Raw genomic sequence first — 14,258 nt, 5'->3', positions numbered from 1 at the left:
CGGAGATGCCGCATGCCGGCCAGTCGTCCCAGTTCAGCGCGATTTTTCGCCCGCTCAGTGCCATCGATCGCGCTGGTGGTCGTGATCGCCGTCGCCACCGGCTGTGCCGGCGGCGCTATCAAGGCGCCGAGCGCGCCGGATGAAAGTGTGCTCGCGCCGGCGGAGCAGGCGTTGGCCAAGGCGCGGGCCGCCCAGGCCGACACATTTGCCCCGCGCGTGGTCGATGCGTCACGCCGGCGCATCGCCACCGCCCGCGATATTCTCTACGACGCGGCGCGTGCCCGGCGCCCGCTCAACAACGGCGAAAAATCGCGCGTGGACCGATTGGTTGCCGCGGCCGAGCTCGATGCCCGCTCGGCCCTGGTTCAGACCCAGGCCAAGGCCGTGCAGTCCAAGCTCGGTGAGTTGCGAGGCCAAAGCGGCGGTGCCGGTCGCGCGCCTGCCAATACCGAGATGAACGCCACCACCAATCCGCCGATGACGCCGACCGGGGGCACGCCATGAAGCGCGTACTCATAACCACGCTTGCGGTTCTTCCTCTGTTCGCAGGCTGTGCGCTGGTCACGGCTGATCCGGTGCCGCCGAGCCCGGCGCTGGTGGGCGTGAACGCCCAGAATGCGGCCTGGGAAAGCCAGGTTGAGCGCACGCGTGCCGGCGCCGGCGTTGAATTCACGCCGCTGGAGGATGCGCGCCGTGCCGTCGACCAGGCCCGCGCCCAGGATCGGGTCGAGTCCTATGACGCCGACGCGCTGGCCCAGGCCGAGGCCGCGCTGGCGAAAGCCGATGCCGGTTGGGAAAAGATCGCCGATCGCAAGCGGCGACCGGTCGACAAACTGGCCGATGTTGCCGACGACGCGCACCGGGCCCAGCGGCTGGCGGAAATCGCGCGCTATACGGCGATACGCGAGATCAATCTGGAACAGCTCAATCAGCAGATCGAGTCGCAGCCGGCTCAGACGATGCAGGGCGGCACGGCAGCCACCGGCATCGCCGGGTCCGGCGCCAATCTGCTGGGCAAGCGCGTCATTCCCGATCGCCTGGGTGACGTCGCCTTCGAAACCGGCACCGCGCGTCTGACCGCGCCATCGCGCGCGGTGGTGCAGCGCCTGGCCGCGGTGATGCGCGACAACCCGAAGTACGGCGTGGCCATCCTCGGGCATACCGATAACGTCGCGCCCGGCGATGCCTCCATTCAGCGTTTCGTCAAGGCCAATCCCGGCCTCGAAGAGCAGGCGCCCACGCACGCCGATCAGGTCCGCGCCTTCAATCTGGCACTGTCGTCGGCGCGTGCGCGCTCGGTGGCCCGCACGCTCGTCGAAAACGGCGTCGAGGCCCGTCGTATCGGTGCGCGCGGTTTCGGCGACACGCGGCCGATTGCGTCCAACGATACGCCGGAGGGCCGCCGCGCCAATCGACGCATCGAGGCCGTCATCGTGCCGGGGCCGGACAGCCAGGCCGCCCAGCAGGCAGGTTCCGGATCGTAGCGTCGATTCAGGTCTGAAGACCGAGCGGCGGCGCGACTACGATAGCGCCGCCGTAAGATGCAAGGCCTAGAGGTTTCGGATCACGCCAACCGCCAGACCTTCGAGGCTGAGGGTCTCTCGCGTGGTGTCGATCACGATGTCCTCGTAGCGCGGGTTTTCGGCGATCAGGCGCGCGGTCTGGCCGTCGCGGGCAAAGCGTTTCACCGTGACTTCGTCGTCCCAGCGAAATACCGCGATATCGCCCGGGCGCACCTCCGGGGCGGTGCGAACGGCCAGCAGGTCGCCGTCGAGGATACCGGCGCCGATCATGCTGTCGCCGGTCACGCGCAGCAGATAATCCGGGCGCGCAGAGAACAGATCGGCGCTGACCCGGCAGCGACGCTCCACGTGTTCCAGCGCGAGTATCGGCGCGCCGGCGGCCACCCGCCCGACCACGGCCAGCGATAGTGCGCCGGCACTGCTCTGCGTGAACGGCTCGTCGCTGGCATCGTCGGGCGTAACCAGCCGGATACCACGGCTACGGCGTGCATTGAGTTCGATGAAGCCCTTGTTTTCCAGCGTCCTCAGATGAGCCTGTGCCGCGTTGGCCGACGCAAAACCCAACGCCTCGGCGATCTCGGCCCGTGTCGGCGGTGTCTGACGCGCAGCGATGGTGTCGCGGATGAAAACATAGACACGCCGCTGTTTCGCTGTGAGTTCTTCCATACTGTAAATATATCCAGTTTCACTGCTCGCGCGCAATAGACTTGACAGCGATCACGATGTTTGACATTGGCGCCGTGAACTCCTAGCATTTGCTCATTGCTGCAGCGCAGCAAACGAAAATAAATCACATTGTGAGAGGGCCAGTAATGAAAATTCAGGAAATCGTTTCGGACGTACGCAGCCGTGTCGAGACGGCCGGCAAGCAGTATCAGGACGCCTTCAAGGCGTATGTCGATGCGCAGCGCAAGGCCGTCGGTGTTGTCACCAAGAACGGTCATACGCTCGCCAATACGGAAATCGGCGCCGCCAAGAACGTGTTCGCCGCAGCCAAGGCCAGCTTCGACAAGGCCCGCACCGACGGCGTGCGCAAGGTCGCGCGCAACCCGCAGACCTACGTGCCCAACGGCCGCGACCAGATCGTGTCCGCCTACAAGGACACCATCGATCTGCTGGTTCGTACCGGTAACGAGCTGACCGACGTGGTCAGCAGTGGTTACAAGTCGGTGCTCGGCAAGCTGAGCAGCGCGCCCGCCAAGGCCAAGAAGACGGCCACGACGCGCAAGAAGGCCACCCCGGCCAAGCGTGCCGCCTCGACCACGGCAACGGCGGCGAAAAAGCCGGCCGCCGCCAAGAGCACGGCCAAGCGCAAGACCGCGTCCACCCGCAAGGCGACGACCGCAAGCACGCGCACGAAGTCGGCCACGGCCAGCAAGCCGGCGACCGCGCGTAAGCGCACCACCGCCAGCAAGGCCAAGACCGCGGCGTCGACGGCCAGCACCAGCACCGCCGGCAATAGCGACAGCAGCGATAGCAGCGATAGCAGCGCCAGCTAGTACAGGCCTGTAAAAGCGCGCCCTGCAACGGGCGCAAAGCCCGGTCACCCTGTGTTGGCCGGGCTTTTTTGTGGCCGGCTTGTTCGCGCTGCGAGCGTGGCAATCGATTGCCCGCCAGCGGGCCGTGGGCCGGGACCAACCCGACACGAAAGCGATCTCGCCTGAAATGAGCTGTGACCCGGCGAGCGGCCGCCGATTTGTAGATTCAGCGGCGTTCCCGCTGCATTGCGGCGGGATGCGCTTGCCGACGTATGCGGGACTTCGACTAGAACGCAGCCTTATGAGGCCGGGGCGTCCTTGTCCTGTTCAATCATCACGTAGGCGGAGTGGTTGTGGATTGACGAGAAGCCGGACTGTTCAGTGATTCAAGCAGGGTTCCCGCGGTGCAGCCGCGGGATGCGTTCGCTGAATCTGGCTGATTTTGAATCGAACGTAGCCCTATGCGGCCGGGGCGTCCTTATCCTGCTCGATCATCGCGTAGGCCGAATGATTATGGATTGATTCAAAATTCTCCGACTCCACCACGTAATAGCGGAACCGTTCGTCGTCGTTCAGACGGGTAGCGATATCGCGCACGACGTCTTCCACGAATTTGGGATTTTCGTAGGCGCGTTCGGTGACCGCTTTCTCGTCGACACGCTTGAGAATGCCGAACAGCTCGCAGGACGCCTCCGATTCGGCGATATCGATCAGTTCTTCCAGCCAGAAGAATTTCTCGGCGCGTACCCGGATGGTGATCAGTGAGCGCTGGTTATGGGCGCCGTAGTCGGAAATATCCTTGGAGCAGGGGCACAGCGTGGTCACCGGGACCTTCACTTCGACGTAGAGTTCGGTCTTTTGGCCACGCTGGTTGCCGATGAAATTGACGTTGTAGTCCATCACGCCTTTTTCGCGCGTGACCGGCGCGTACTTGTCGACGAAATAGGGGAAGGACATCTCGATATGCCCGTTGTCGGCCTCCAGGCGTTCGGTCATTTCCCCGAGCATGCACTTGAACGAGTCGACCGTGATCTGGTGTTCGTGGGCGTTGAGAATCTGCACGAAGCGCGACATGTGGGTGCCCTTGAAATGATGGGGCAGATTCACATACATGCCGAACGTGGCGACGGTGCTCTGATGGCCGCCGACGCGCTGGGCGATCGACACCGGATGGCGGATGTCGCAGATGCCGACCTTGTTGATCGCCAGATGGCGCGGATCGGCGCGTCCCTGAACGTCCTCGATCTGGTCGCTGGACTGACTGTCCGAGCGCGCCGGCGCATCTTGCGCGCTCACGCGGGCGCTCTGGGTTTTTGCAACAGTGCTCATCTGAATGCCATCCGGGTCTAATAAGAATCGACGGGCCCGTCGGTTTGAGCCCGCCATGATAGCGCGCAGGCCAAGCAGCGACAAAACCGTCAGAGCCCTGTCGATGGGGGCAATGCTGTAGAGCACAAGAGCAGCCCGCTCAAAGCGGGCGATCGAGCTCGGTCATGCCACCACAAGAGCGTGTTGTCGGCAGGGCGGGCCCGCGCCGTACCCGGCTAGCCGGGCGGCCAGGTAAAATCGCGGCCGCCGAGCACGTGGACATGCAGATGAAAGACCGTCTGACCGACGGCTTCGCCGTTATTCATCACCAGACGAAAGGCGTCGCCATAGCCCTCGTCGGCGGCAATATTACGCGCGGTGAGCAGAAGGTGGCCAAGCAGTGTCTGATCATCGTCATCCGCGTTCGAGAGCATGTCGATCGGCTTTTTCGGAATGACCAGAATATGCATCGGCGCCTGTGGGTTGACGTCTCGAAACGCCAGGCACTGATCGTCCTCATGCACGATGTCGGCCTTGATCTCGCGGTTGATGATCTTGGAAAAGATGGTCTCGCTCATGGGAAGTCCTTTCGCTGTGGCGGGCCGTTCATTCACGACCGCATTGTGGCAGAAGCGGGGACGAACACCGAGACGCCCGCCAGTAGCGTTGCAGGCTCCGCTCGGTTTAACGTCATATATGCGGCCAGTCCCCGACGGCGGGGCGGGCGAGGCTGATAAACGACCAAGGCAATGAAATAAATGAAATATCTTGTGACCGGCGCGACCGGTTTTATCGGGCGCTTTCTTATCGAAAAGCTACTCGAGCGGCGCGGTGCGACGGTTTATGTGCTCATGCGTCGGTCGAGCGCCGATCGCTTCGAGGGCCTGTGCGAGCGTCTGGGGGCGACCGAGGATCGGTTGATCCCGGTCTGGGGCGACATTACCCGCAAGGGCGTGATCGACGCCGCGGCACTGGCGCATCTCAGCGGCGAGATCGCGCATGTGTTCCACCTCGCCGCGGTCTACGACATGAACATGTCGGATGCCCAGGCCGATCGTGTCAACAACGAGGGCACGGCCAATATCGTCGCCCTGACCGCGGCGCTGGCCGGCGAGACCGGGCCTGCGCCGTGTTTTCATCATGTGTCGTCGGTGGCCATTGCCGGCGCCGACTATGAAGGTGTTTTCACGGACGACATGTTCGATGAAGGCCAGAGCGTGCGGCATCCCTACTACCGGACCAAGTTCCAGTCGGAAGCGATCGTGCGCGAGCACTGCACGGTGCCGTGGCGTATCTACCGCCCCGGCATGGTGGTCGGCCATTCCAGAACCGGCGAGATGGACAAGATCGACGGGCCGTATTATTTGTTCAAGCCGATCAAGCGGATCCGCGACAAGGTGCCGAAATGGCTGCCGCTGCTGGGCATCCAGGGCGGGCAAATGCCGGTGGCGCCGGTGGATTACGTGGTCGATGCGATGGTGCATATCGCCCACAAGAAGAACCTAGACGGCCGCGCGTTCTTCCTGATTCAGGATCAGCCGCCCACCGCCGGGGAAATGCTGCGCACCTTCATGCGCGCCGCGCACGGGCCGGATATCGTGCGTAATCTGCCCACCCACGAATGGCCAGCCTCGATCGAGCATCAGCTCAAGCGCCTGGCGGGCCGTCTGCCGATGGCGGAGTGGATGGAAAAACGCCTGTCCAAGGCGCTCGGTGTGCCGCTGTCGATCCTGGGCTACGTGAACAATCGGGCCACCTTCGACGACGCCAATACCCGCGCCGCCCTCAAGGGCAGCGGCATCAAGTGCCCGCCGCTGCAGGATTACGCCGAAATCCTGTGGAATTACTGGGAAATGCATATGGACTACGACGTGCAGATCCCCGAGGCGCTGCTGCGCCGTATGCAGGGCAAGGTGGTGGTGATCACCGGCGCGTCCAGCGGCATCGGCTTCATGGCGGCGAAGAAGCTGGCCAAGGCCGGCGCCAAGATATGCATGATCGCGCGCACCCCGGCCAAGCTGGAGGAGACCCGTGCCGTCATCGAGAAGATGGGCGGTCAGGCATTTGCCTATCCCTGCGATCTGTACAAGATTGCGGACATCGACGCCTGCACCGCGCAGATTCTGAAAGAGCATCACCATGTCGACGTGCTCATCAACAACGCCGGTCATTCCATTCGCCGGTCGGTGTTCGAATCGCTGAATCGCTTCCACGATTACGAGCGCACGATGCAGCTCAATTATTTCGGCGCGATCCGGATGATCTTCAATCTGCTGCCGTCGATGGCGAAACGACGCACCGGGCATATCATCAACATCTCGAGCATCGGCTGTCTGACCAACGTGCCGCGCTTCTCGGCCTATGTCGCCTCCAAGTCGGCGCTGGACGCGTTTTCGCGCTGCCTGTCGCCCGAGGTGGGTTCACGCAATATCAACCTGACGACCATCTACATGCCGCTGGTGCGCACGCCGATGATCGCGCCCACCAAGATCTACGACTACGTGCCCACGCTCACGCCGGAACAGGCGGGCGACATGATCGTCTGCGCGATCCTGGAAAAACCCAAGCGTATCGCCTCGCCGCTGGGTACCACCGCGCAGATCAGCTATGCGCTGTGGCCCAAGGTCAACGACTTCGTGCTGCACAAGGCCTTTCACATGTTTCCCTCGTCCAAGGCCGCGCGCGGGCGCAAGGCGATGCGCGAGCAGGACCAGAAGCCCAACATCCCCGGCCGCGTGCTGGCGGCGCTGCTGCCCGGGCCTTACTGGTAGGCGGGAGCCGATGACGGTATTGGCGGCCGGCTGGCACGCGACATCGCATCGCCGGCTGCTCTCAACAGGAGAATGACGATGTCCGAAGCGGCCCCGGCCGACCCGCCGTCGCAGACGCGGGACAACAGCAAGGTGGCATATCAGCTGCCGCAGCCCACCGGCATGATGGCCGACGTGTTCATCGGCGACGCGCTCCGGCTCGACGGTGACGAACGCGAGTGGGTGGCGCAGTCCGACGATGTCGCCTTCAAGCCGCTGGTGCTGTGCGTCAGCCAGGGCTATTACGTGAATATCCTAAGGGTGCGCGGCTCGGGCGTGCTCTCGCGTCATCGGCATACGGGCCCGGTGCATACGTTCACGCTGCGCGGGTCCTGGCATTATCTCGAGCACGACTGGGTCGCCACCGAAGGCGACTACGCCTTCGAGCCGCCGGGCGAGACCCACACGCTGGTCGTGCCCGAGGGCGTCGAAGAGATGGTGACGCTGTTTCATGTCACCGGCGGTTACACCTACGTCGACCCCTACGGCAAGGCGATGGGCTACGAGGACGTGTTCACCAAGCTGGACAACGCGCGCCGTCACTATGAACGGGTCGGCCTGGGCGCCGACTACGTGGAACGGTTCATGCGCTGATTGCCGGCGACTCGCCTGCATGCGCCGACCCATGAACGATAAAAGGCGCCGCAGCGAATGCTGCGGCGCCTTTTGACTTCAGCGTCTCGGGCGTTGCCGACTGGCGCGAGTGAATCGCCTCAGTCGTCGTCGCCGTTCTTCAGGTCGCGACGCTCGGCCACCGCATGCGCCAGGTCGGCCAGCAGTTTCTCGGTGTCTTCCCAGTGCAGGCAGGCGTCGGTGATCGATACGCCATATTCCGGCGCCACGCCGGGCACGAGCTTCTGGTTGCCTTCCTTGAGGTGCGATTCGATCATCACGCCGAACACGGCACGGCTGCCGGCCGCGATCTGGCCGCCGACGTCGTGGCCGACTTCCAGCTGCTTCTTGTGCTGCTTGCGGCTGTTGGCATGCGAGAAGTCGATCATCAGGCGGCCCGCCAGCTGTGCCTGGCCGAGCAGGGCGACCGCGCCGGCGACCGAGTCGGCGTCGTAGTTCGGGCCGTTGGCGCCGCCACGCAGGATGATATGCGTGTCGCGGTTGCCTTCGGTGGCGAAGATCGCGGACTGGCCTTCCTTGGTCAGCGACAGGAAGTGATGCGGGTGATGAGCCGCGCCCACCGCGTCCACGGCGATCTTGATCGAGCCGCCGGTGCCGTTCTTGAACCCGACCGGGCAGGACAGGCCCGAGGCCAGTTCGCGATGCCCCTGGGATTCGGTCGTGCGCGCGCCGATCGCGCCCCAGGATACGAGATCCGCCAGATACTGCGGGCTGATCAGATCGAGGAACTCGACGCCGGCCGGCATGTCGTCCTCGGCCAGGGTGAGCAGGAGCTCGCGAGCGCGCCGGATGCCCTTGTTGATCTGGAACGAGTCGTCCATGTCCGGATCGTTGATCAGGCCTTTCCAGCCCACGGTGGTGCGGGGTTTTTCGAAATAGACCCGCATCACGATCAGCAGATCGCGCGCGTAGGCTTTACGGGCGGTCTTGAGCTTCTTCGCGTAGTCGAGGGCGGCATCGACGTCGTGGATCGAGCAGGGGCCGACCACCACCAGCAGGCGGTCGTCGTCACCGTGCAGGATATTCTGGATTGCCGTGCGCGTGTCGTACACCGTCGTCGATGCTGCCTCGCTCACCGGCAGCTCTTCGAGCAGCGCCTGCGAAGAAATCAATTCCTGTATCCCTTTGATACGTAAGTTGTCTGTTTCGTGCATGGTGAATCGGGGCCCGGTCCGGCGTGAAAACACCGCGAAAAATAAGGCGCGATTCTAGCAGACGTTACCCGTGACCGGGTCGCAGGCGCCCGCAAGGGCCGTGATGAATACGGCCGATCGCAGCCGGTATGCTCTGTCGGGCGCGCCGGAAAACACGCGCTATATCCGCTCACCGCGTCGCCGCCACCTCGTAAAGGGTTGTTTCATGACTGTCTCTCGTATCCTTCTGGCATTGATTGCCATCGGCCTCGTGACCGCTTACTTCCTGCTCGACCCGGGCCAGTACCTGGGCGGGGCCTGCAGCGGCAAGCTGTTCAGCCTGGGTTGTTTCGAAAGTCAGCGCAGCGCGCTCGGGGCACTGGTGGCGAGCAATCCGCTGTTGGCCGCCGGCGGATTTTTCCTGATCTACGTGCTGGTGACCGCACTGTCCGTGCCCGGCGCGGCCGTCATGACGCTCGTCGGCGGCGCCCTGTTCGGGCTCGTCGAAGGGGTGCTGCTGGTGTCATTCGCCTCGGCCATTGGCGCGACGCTGGCGTTTCTGATGGCCCGGTTCGTATTGCGCGATAGCGTGCAGAAGAAGTTCGGGCGCCGGCTGGCCGCGCTCAACCGGGGCGTGGACAAGGACGGCGCGTTCTATCTTTTCGCGCTGCGGCTGGTGCCGGTGTTTCCGTTCTTCGTGATCAATCTGGCCATGGGCCTGACGCCGATTCCCGTGCGCACCTTCTACTGGGTCAGCCAGTTGGGCATGCTCGCCGGCACCATCGTCTACGTGAACGCCGGCACCCAGCTCGGGCAACTGCAGTCGCTGTCCGGCGTGCTGTCGCCGGGGCTGATCGGTTCGTTCGTGCTGCTGGGGCTGTTTCCGCTGATCGCGCGCAAGACGCTGGACGCGTTCGCCGCCCGCAAGGCCCTCAAGGGCCATAGCAAACCCTCGCATTTCGATCGCAACGTGATCGTCATCGGCGCCGGCTCGGCGGGGCTGGTCTCGGCGTTGATCGCGGCCACGGTCAAGGCGAAGGTCACCCTCATCGAGAAGGGCGAGATGGGCGGCGACTGTCTGAACACGGGCTGTGTGCCATCCAAGGCGCTGATCCGCACCGCCAAGCTCATGCACGAGATCCGGAACAGCGAGCGCTATGGCATTCGCCACGCCAGCGCGGAATTCGAATTCGCAGACGTGATGGCGCGGGTGAAGTCGGTGGTGGCAACGATTGCACCGCACGACTCGGTCGAGCGCTTCGAGTCGCTCGGGGTGGATTGCATCAAGGCCGGCGCGCGCCTGATCGATCCATGGACCGTGGAAATCGACGACGGCCGGCGGCTTACCGCCCGCAATATCGTACTCGCCACCGGCGCGGCGCCGTTCGTGCCGCCGATCGACGGCCTGGCCGATATCGACGTTCTCACGTCCGATAATCTCTGGGATCTGACCGAACTGCCCGAACGTCTCGCGGTGATGGGCGCCGGGCCGATCGGCTGCGAGATGGCCCAGGCCTTCGCGCGTCTGGGCAGCCGGGTCACGCTCATAGAGCAGGAACAGCGCCTGCTCTCGGTGGAGGACGAGGATATCGGTGTACAGATGGCCGAGCTGTTCACCGGTGAGGGCATCGACCTGCGGCTCGAGCACAAGGTGACCCGCGCACGCCGCGACCAGCACGGCGTCCACCTGCGCTGCGAGGCCGCCGCCGGCGATGTCGACATCGTGGTCGACCGCGTGCTGGTCGCGGTGGGCCGCCGGGCCCGCACCACGGGCATGGGGCTGGAAGAGCTGGGCATCGCCCGCGACGGCCGGATCGCGGTCAATGAACGTCTGCAGACGAACCTGCCCACGGTCTATGCCTGTGGCGACGCCATCGACGGCTATCAGCTCACCCATGCTGCCTCGCACGAAGCCTGGCATGCGACCGTCAACGCCCTGTTCGGGACGTTCAAGTCGTTTGCGATCGACTACGCCAAACTCCCCTGGTGCACGTTCACCGATCCGCAGGTGGCCCATGTCGGGCACAACGAACAGTCGGCGCGGGCGGCGGATATCGAATACGAGGTCACCCGCTACGACCTGGCCGAGCTCGATCGCGCCATCGCCGAATCGGCCACCTCGGGCGTGGTCAAGGTGCTGACCGTGCCGGGCAAGGACACGGTGCTGGGAGCGACCATTGTCGGCGAGGCGGCCGGCGAGCTGATCACCGAGTTCGTGACCGCCATGAAACAGGGCATCGGTCTGAACAAGATTCTGTCGACCATCCATGCCTATCCCACGCTCGCCGAGGCGAACAAGTTCGCGGCCGGCGAATGGAAGAAAGCCCACGCTCCCGAATGGGTATTTCCGTGGCTGACCCGTTTGCACGCCTGGCGGCGATAGCCGTCAGACCCACCTGAAGCCGCGGCTCGTACGCCGCCCGCCCAACAAGAGCACCAGAACAAATCATGCCGAACAACAATCTCGCCATTAGTCTGCTTTTGCTGCGCCTGAGCGTATTCTTCGCGATCCTCATGTGGGTGATCGACAAGTTCCTCAATCCAGGCCATGCATCGGGCATATTTCAGGCCTTCTACGGTATCGGAGGCGTCGGAACTGCCGTGGTCTGGCTGCTCGGGGCGATCGAACTCCTCATTCTGCTGGCGTTCGTAGCCGGTATCGCGAGGACCTGGAGCTACGGACTGGTGTTGCTGATACACGGCGGGTCGACGCTGGCATCGTTCGGTAAATATCTGGCGCCGTTCGAGGGTCCGAATCTGCTGTTCTTCGCGGCCTGGCCGATGTGGGCAGGCTGTATCGCACTGTTCCTGCTGCGCGACGCCGATCGATTCACGCTGGGGCGTTAGCGTCCGGCGAAAGATCGGATTCCGGACTACGATGGACCGCACGTCGGCATAGCGGCGATGTTCGGGGCGTGCGTCATTCATACTGGCTGAATGTCCGTCGTGTTCCTGACCCTCGCTGCCCTGTTCACCGCTGTGCTCTCCGGCATGGCGGGCCTGGGTGGCGGCGCGATCCTGATCGCGACCCTGTTCGCCGTAGGCATGCCGCCGGCGCTGGCGCTGCCCCTGCACGCGGGCGTGCAACTGGGCTCGAATGCCTCGCGCAGTGTGGTCTACGCGCCGCATATCAACGGGCGCGCACTCGGCCTGTTTCTGCTTACCGCCATACCCGGGCCGTTCATCGTCGCGCCGCTGGTGGTGGACGCCAACCCCGACTGGATCCGGCTGGTCATCGCGGCGTTCGTGGCCATGGGTATCTGGCCGTCGTGGGCAGTGAAATTGCGCATGCACGGGCGCGCGGGCCTGCTGTTCGCCGGGCTGATCTCCGGCATGCTCGGGCCGCTGGTTGGGGCCACCGGCATCCTGGTCGCGCCGTTCTTCCTGCGTGACGACTGGCGCAAGGAGCAGGTCATCGCGACCATGGCCGCCGCCCAGATGTGTGGCCACGCGCTCAAGATCGCCGCGTTCTGGGCCAACGGCTACAACGTGCTGGCGCGTCTGGATCTGCTTGTGCCGATGGTGATCGCCGCGATTGTCGGGGCGGTGATCGGGCGACAGCTGGTGGGGTTTTTCTCGGAAGCCCGTTTTCGCCAGCTGTTCCGTGTGATCCTGCTGCTGCTGTCGCTTAAGCTGGCCTGGGACGGCGCCAGCGGACTGCTGGCATGAGCGCGGCGGTTGCGCGCCTTCGACAACAACAGCGAACGAGGAGCAACTCATGGCGTTGATGACGCCCGATCAGATCGAAGCGGTGGTGCGCCGCAACGTGGGCGTGCCCACGCAGCCGCATTTCGAGGTGCTGGCGGTGGGCACGGAATCCGCCGATATCCGGCTGCCCTACAACGACGGCATGACCCGGCTGGGCGATACCATTTCCGGCCCGGTGCTGATGACGGCCGCGGATGCGGCCATGTATGCCGCCATCATCGCGCATGTGCCCGACGGCGAATATGCGGTGACCAGTCATTTTCATATCGATTTCCTGCGCCGGCCGCGCGCCGCGGACGTGCTGGCTCGGGCGCATATCCTGCGCGCCGGCCGGCGCAGCGTGACCTGCCGCGTGGAATTGTTCTCGCAGGATTTCGACACCCTCGTGGCCCACGTCAGCGGCGCATATGCGCGCATGACCACAGCCACCAGCGGGGTTGGCTAGCTACCAGCGACGCACGGCCTTGCGCGCGGCGTCGTTGACCGGGCGGGCGACCAGTCCGCTCTGCGTCAGGGCGACCTCGAAGGCCGCGCCGTCGGCCATCGGCAGGTAGCTCGCGCTGCCGTACTCGGCGTCGATCAGGCCGGCCCACCGTGGCAGCCGATTGGCCAGCGCGTAGGCGTTGATCCACGGATCCTCGGCATGCAGGGCCGCGGCGCGGCCGGGCCGGCTGTTGGTGTCGGCGACGTCGGCATAGCGGCCCGACAGCCGATCGAGCCGGTACAGGGCGTCGAACCCCAGCAGATTGGCAAACGCCCGCCATTTGAGCACACGGGCGTCGAGCTGCCACTGATCGCCTTCCAGATCGACGATTCGCAGGCGCTGGTCGGCGCTGGTGAGCATGGCGCGATAGTGCTGTGGGCCCAGCCTGGTGAACTGCAGCTGTGCGACCGGCTGCTCATGACTCAGGCGCTGATAGGTATGCAGATTGGCGACGATCGCCAGCGCGAGCGCGGCCAGGGCCAGACACAGGCAGCCGCCCATGCCGCTGCGGCCGGCAGCCAGCAGGCGGCGCCGGCGCAGCCGGGCCATGGCCCGTACCAGTAGCGCCACGCCAAGGGCCGCGATCAGCAGGAAAACGATTGTCGTAATGCTCATGAGGGCTTTCGGGTGGCAATTCGCGGTCGCGATTGTGCGGTGTGCGGGCCAGCGCTCGAGACGTTGCCCTTCTCTGGCCTGGTGCGGGCCCGCGGTATGAGTGCCTCACCCGGCCAGCCGCAGACATTGGCGGTCGCTGTAACGGGCACCGCCTTGAACGTCATCGCGTGAGTCATCGTGGGCCGCGGTTCAGCGGCCGCCATGAAAAAAGGCCGGCGCATCGCAATGCGCCGGCCCCCGTTTACGAGCATGGCTGCCCGATCAGCGGGATTTCACCACGCGGTAGAGCCACAGCAGCAGAATCGCGCCAAGGATGGCGACGATGAAACTGCCGATATTGAAGCCACCGACCGCGCCGAAGCCGAGCGCGGTGGCAATGAAACCACCGACCACGGCACCGAGGATACCGATGATGATGGTCACGATGATGCCGCCCGGGTCGTCGCCCGGCATGATCAGCTTCGCGATGGCGCCGGCGATGAGGCCGAAGATGATCCAAGCGATGATACCCATAAATACGTCCTTTTCGTTTTGGTAATCGTCATCACTGTGCGCTCAAGTCAGTT

At 64.4% G+C, this 14,258-nt stretch carries 15 protein-coding genes; 9 read left to right on the top strand and 6 right to left on the bottom strand.

What is annotated here, in order from left to right; translation table 11 throughout:
- The first annotated feature begins 12 nt into the window (after nt 1-12).
- Together ACFOSU_RS19130 and ACFOSU_RS19125 are read left to right on the top strand one after the other, a co-directional pair.
- Nucleotides 13-504 (top strand): hypothetical protein, encoded by a 492-nt coding sequence (locus tag ACFOSU_RS19130; RefSeq protein ID WP_380691542.1) that lies wholly within the window; start codon nt 13-15, stop codon nt 502-504.
- On the top strand, nt 501-1,484 hold the full coding sequence (locus ACFOSU_RS19125; RefSeq protein WP_380691541.1) for an OmpA family protein: 984 nt from the start codon (nt 501-503) through the stop codon (nt 1,482-1,484). Before ACFOSU_RS19130 ends, ACFOSU_RS19125 begins: the two co-directional genes overlap by 4 nt.
- Nucleotides 1,485-1,550: 66 nt before the next feature.
- Here the strand turns inward: ACFOSU_RS19125 and lexA are convergent, their stop codons facing one another.
- On the bottom strand, nt 1,551-2,189 hold the full coding sequence (lexA, locus tag ACFOSU_RS19120; protein ID WP_380691540.1) for a transcriptional repressor LexA: 639 nt from the start codon (nt 2,187-2,189) through the stop codon (nt 1,551-1,553).
- 146 nt (nt 2,190-2,335) lie between these two features.
- Here lexA and ACFOSU_RS19115 point away from each other — a divergent pair, with 146 nt between their 5' ends.
- Complete coding sequence (locus ACFOSU_RS19115) at nt 2,336-3,022, top strand: hypothetical protein (RefSeq protein WP_380691538.1); 687 nt, start codon at nt 2,336-2,338, stop codon at nt 3,020-3,022.
- Between the two features lie 438 nt (nt 3,023-3,460).
- On the opposite strand, the gene folE2 is transcribed toward ACFOSU_RS19115, so the two are convergent.
- Together folE2 and ACFOSU_RS19105 are read right to left on the bottom strand one after the other, a co-directional pair.
- A complete protein-coding gene (gene folE2, locus ACFOSU_RS19110; protein WP_380691537.1) occupies nt 3,461-4,330 on the bottom strand; it encodes a GTP cyclohydrolase FolE2 in 870 nt (289 codons plus the stop codon).
- A gap of 215 nt (nt 4,331-4,545) precedes the next feature.
- Nucleotides 4,546-4,887 carry a histidine triad nucleotide-binding protein gene (locus tag ACFOSU_RS19105; RefSeq protein WP_380691536.1) on the bottom strand — a complete coding sequence of 114 codons (342 nt, stop codon included), beginning with the start codon at nt 4,885-4,887 and terminating at the stop codon, nt 4,546-4,548.
- A 180-nt stretch (nt 4,888-5,067) separates the two neighbouring features.
- On the opposite strand from ACFOSU_RS19105, the gene ACFOSU_RS19100 reads away from it, so the two are divergent.
- Nucleotides 5,068-7,080 carry an SDR family oxidoreductase gene (locus tag ACFOSU_RS19100; RefSeq protein WP_380691535.1) on the top strand — a complete coding sequence of 671 codons (2,013 nt, stop codon included), beginning with the start codon at nt 5,068-5,070 and terminating at the stop codon, nt 7,078-7,080.
- A gap of 78 nt (nt 7,081-7,158) precedes the next feature.
- Nucleotides 7,159-7,713, top strand: coding sequence for a 2,4'-dihydroxyacetophenone dioxygenase family protein (locus tag ACFOSU_RS19095; RefSeq protein ID WP_380691534.1), 555 nt, complete (start codon nt 7,159-7,161; stop codon nt 7,711-7,713).
- Nucleotides 7,714-7,832: 119 nt separating this feature from the next.
- Here ACFOSU_RS19095 and ACFOSU_RS19090 read toward each other — a convergent pair whose 3' ends face one another.
- Nucleotides 7,833-8,906 (bottom strand): 3-deoxy-7-phosphoheptulonate synthase, encoded by a 1,074-nt coding sequence (locus ACFOSU_RS19090; protein ID WP_380691533.1) that lies wholly within the window; start codon nt 8,904-8,906, stop codon nt 7,833-7,835.
- 205 nt (nt 8,907-9,111) lie between these two features.
- Here ACFOSU_RS19090 and ACFOSU_RS19085 point away from each other — a divergent pair, with 205 nt between their 5' ends.
- The 4 genes from ACFOSU_RS19085 to ACFOSU_RS19070 all read left to right on the top strand — a co-directional run bounded on the left by ACFOSU_RS19085 (nt 9,112) and on the right by ACFOSU_RS19070 (nt 13,038).
- Nucleotides 9,112-11,268 carry an FAD-dependent oxidoreductase gene (locus ACFOSU_RS19085; protein WP_380691532.1) on the top strand — a complete coding sequence of 719 codons (2,157 nt, stop codon included), beginning with the start codon at nt 9,112-9,114 and terminating at the stop codon, nt 11,266-11,268.
- Between the two features lie 65 nt (nt 11,269-11,333).
- Nucleotides 11,334-11,732, top strand: coding sequence for a hypothetical protein (locus tag ACFOSU_RS19080; RefSeq protein ID WP_380691531.1), 399 nt, complete (start codon nt 11,334-11,336; stop codon nt 11,730-11,732).
- 90 nt (nt 11,733-11,822) lie between these two features.
- Nucleotides 11,823-12,554: a sulfite exporter TauE/SafE family protein gene (locus tag ACFOSU_RS19075; protein ID WP_380691530.1), complete on the top strand. Its 732-nt coding sequence runs from the start codon at nt 11,823-11,825 to the stop codon at nt 12,552-12,554.
- A gap of 49 nt (nt 12,555-12,603) precedes the next feature.
- The gene (locus ACFOSU_RS19070) at nt 12,604-13,038 is read left to right on the top strand and encodes a PaaI family thioesterase (protein ID WP_380691529.1); all 435 of its coding nucleotides are present in this window, start codon (nt 12,604-12,606) and stop codon (nt 13,036-13,038) included.
- Here ACFOSU_RS19070 and ACFOSU_RS19065 read toward each other — a convergent pair whose 3' ends face one another.
- Together ACFOSU_RS19065 and ACFOSU_RS19060 are read right to left on the bottom strand one after the other, a co-directional pair.
- Nucleotides 13,039-13,692: a hypothetical protein gene (locus tag ACFOSU_RS19065; protein WP_380691528.1), complete on the bottom strand. Its 654-nt coding sequence runs from the start codon at nt 13,690-13,692 to the stop codon at nt 13,039-13,041.
- Nucleotides 13,693-13,953: 261 nt separating this feature from the next.
- Entirely contained in the window at nt 13,954-14,205 is a 252-nt protein-coding gene (locus ACFOSU_RS19060; RefSeq protein ID WP_380691527.1) for a GlsB/YeaQ/YmgE family stress response membrane protein, read from the bottom strand.
- Nucleotides 14,206-14,258 lie beyond the last annotated feature (53 nt).

This window comes from Salinisphaera aquimarina (assembly GCF_042643355.1).
In the GTDB taxonomy this organism is placed as follows: domain Bacteria; phylum Pseudomonadota; class Gammaproteobacteria; order Nevskiales; family Salinisphaeraceae; genus Salinisphaera; species Salinisphaera aquimarina.
The sequence above is the reverse complement of the archived record's forward strand: the minus strand, read 5'-3'. Positions and strand labels throughout refer to the sequence as shown.

Excerpts from the sequence above, each read along its gene's own strand:
- ACFOSU_RS19075 (WP_380691530.1), top strand. The coding sequence starts at position 11,823 with ATGTCCGTCGTGTTCCTGACCCTCGCTGCCCTGTTCACCGCTGTGCTC.
- ACFOSU_RS19065 (WP_380691528.1), bottom strand. The coding sequence starts at position 13,692 with ATGAGCATTACGACAATCGTTTTCCTGCTGATCGCGGCCCTTGGCGTG.
- ACFOSU_RS19105 (WP_380691536.1), bottom strand. The coding sequence starts at position 4,887 with ATGAGCGAGACCATCTTTTCCAAGATCATCAACCGCGAGATCAAGGCC.
- ACFOSU_RS19070 (WP_380691529.1), top strand. The coding sequence starts at position 12,604 with ATGGCGTTGATGACGCCCGATCAGATCGAAGCGGTGGTGCGCCGCAAC.
- lexA (WP_380691540.1), bottom strand. The coding sequence starts at position 2,189 with ATGGAAGAACTCACAGCGAAACAGCGGCGTGTCTATGTTTTCATCCGC.
- ACFOSU_RS19090 (WP_380691533.1), bottom strand. The coding sequence starts at position 8,906 with ATGCACGAAACAGACAACTTACGTATCAAAGGGATACAGGAATTGATT.
- ACFOSU_RS19085 (WP_380691532.1), top strand. The coding sequence starts at position 9,112 with ATGACTGTCTCTCGTATCCTTCTGGCATTGATTGCCATCGGCCTCGTG.
- ACFOSU_RS19060 (WP_380691527.1), bottom strand. The coding sequence starts at position 14,205 with ATGGGTATCATCGCTTGGATCATCTTCGGCCTCATCGCCGGCGCCATC.
- ACFOSU_RS19080 (WP_380691531.1), top strand. The coding sequence starts at position 11,334 with ATGCCGAACAACAATCTCGCCATTAGTCTGCTTTTGCTGCGCCTGAGC.
- ACFOSU_RS19100 (WP_380691535.1), top strand. The coding sequence starts at position 5,068 with ATGAAATATCTTGTGACCGGCGCGACCGGTTTTATCGGGCGCTTTCTT.
- ACFOSU_RS19125 (WP_380691541.1), top strand. The coding sequence starts at position 501 with ATGAAGCGCGTACTCATAACCACGCTTGCGGTTCTTCCTCTGTTCGCA.
- ACFOSU_RS19115 (WP_380691538.1), top strand. The coding sequence starts at position 2,336 with ATGAAAATTCAGGAAATCGTTTCGGACGTACGCAGCCGTGTCGAGACG.
- ACFOSU_RS19095 (WP_380691534.1), top strand. The coding sequence starts at position 7,159 with ATGTCCGAAGCGGCCCCGGCCGACCCGCCGTCGCAGACGCGGGACAAC.
- folE2 (WP_380691537.1), bottom strand. The coding sequence starts at position 4,330 with ATGAGCACTGTTGCAAAAACCCAGAGCGCCCGCGTGAGCGCGCAAGAT.
- ACFOSU_RS19130 (WP_380691542.1), top strand. The coding sequence starts at position 13 with ATGCCGGCCAGTCGTCCCAGTTCAGCGCGATTTTTCGCCCGCTCAGTG.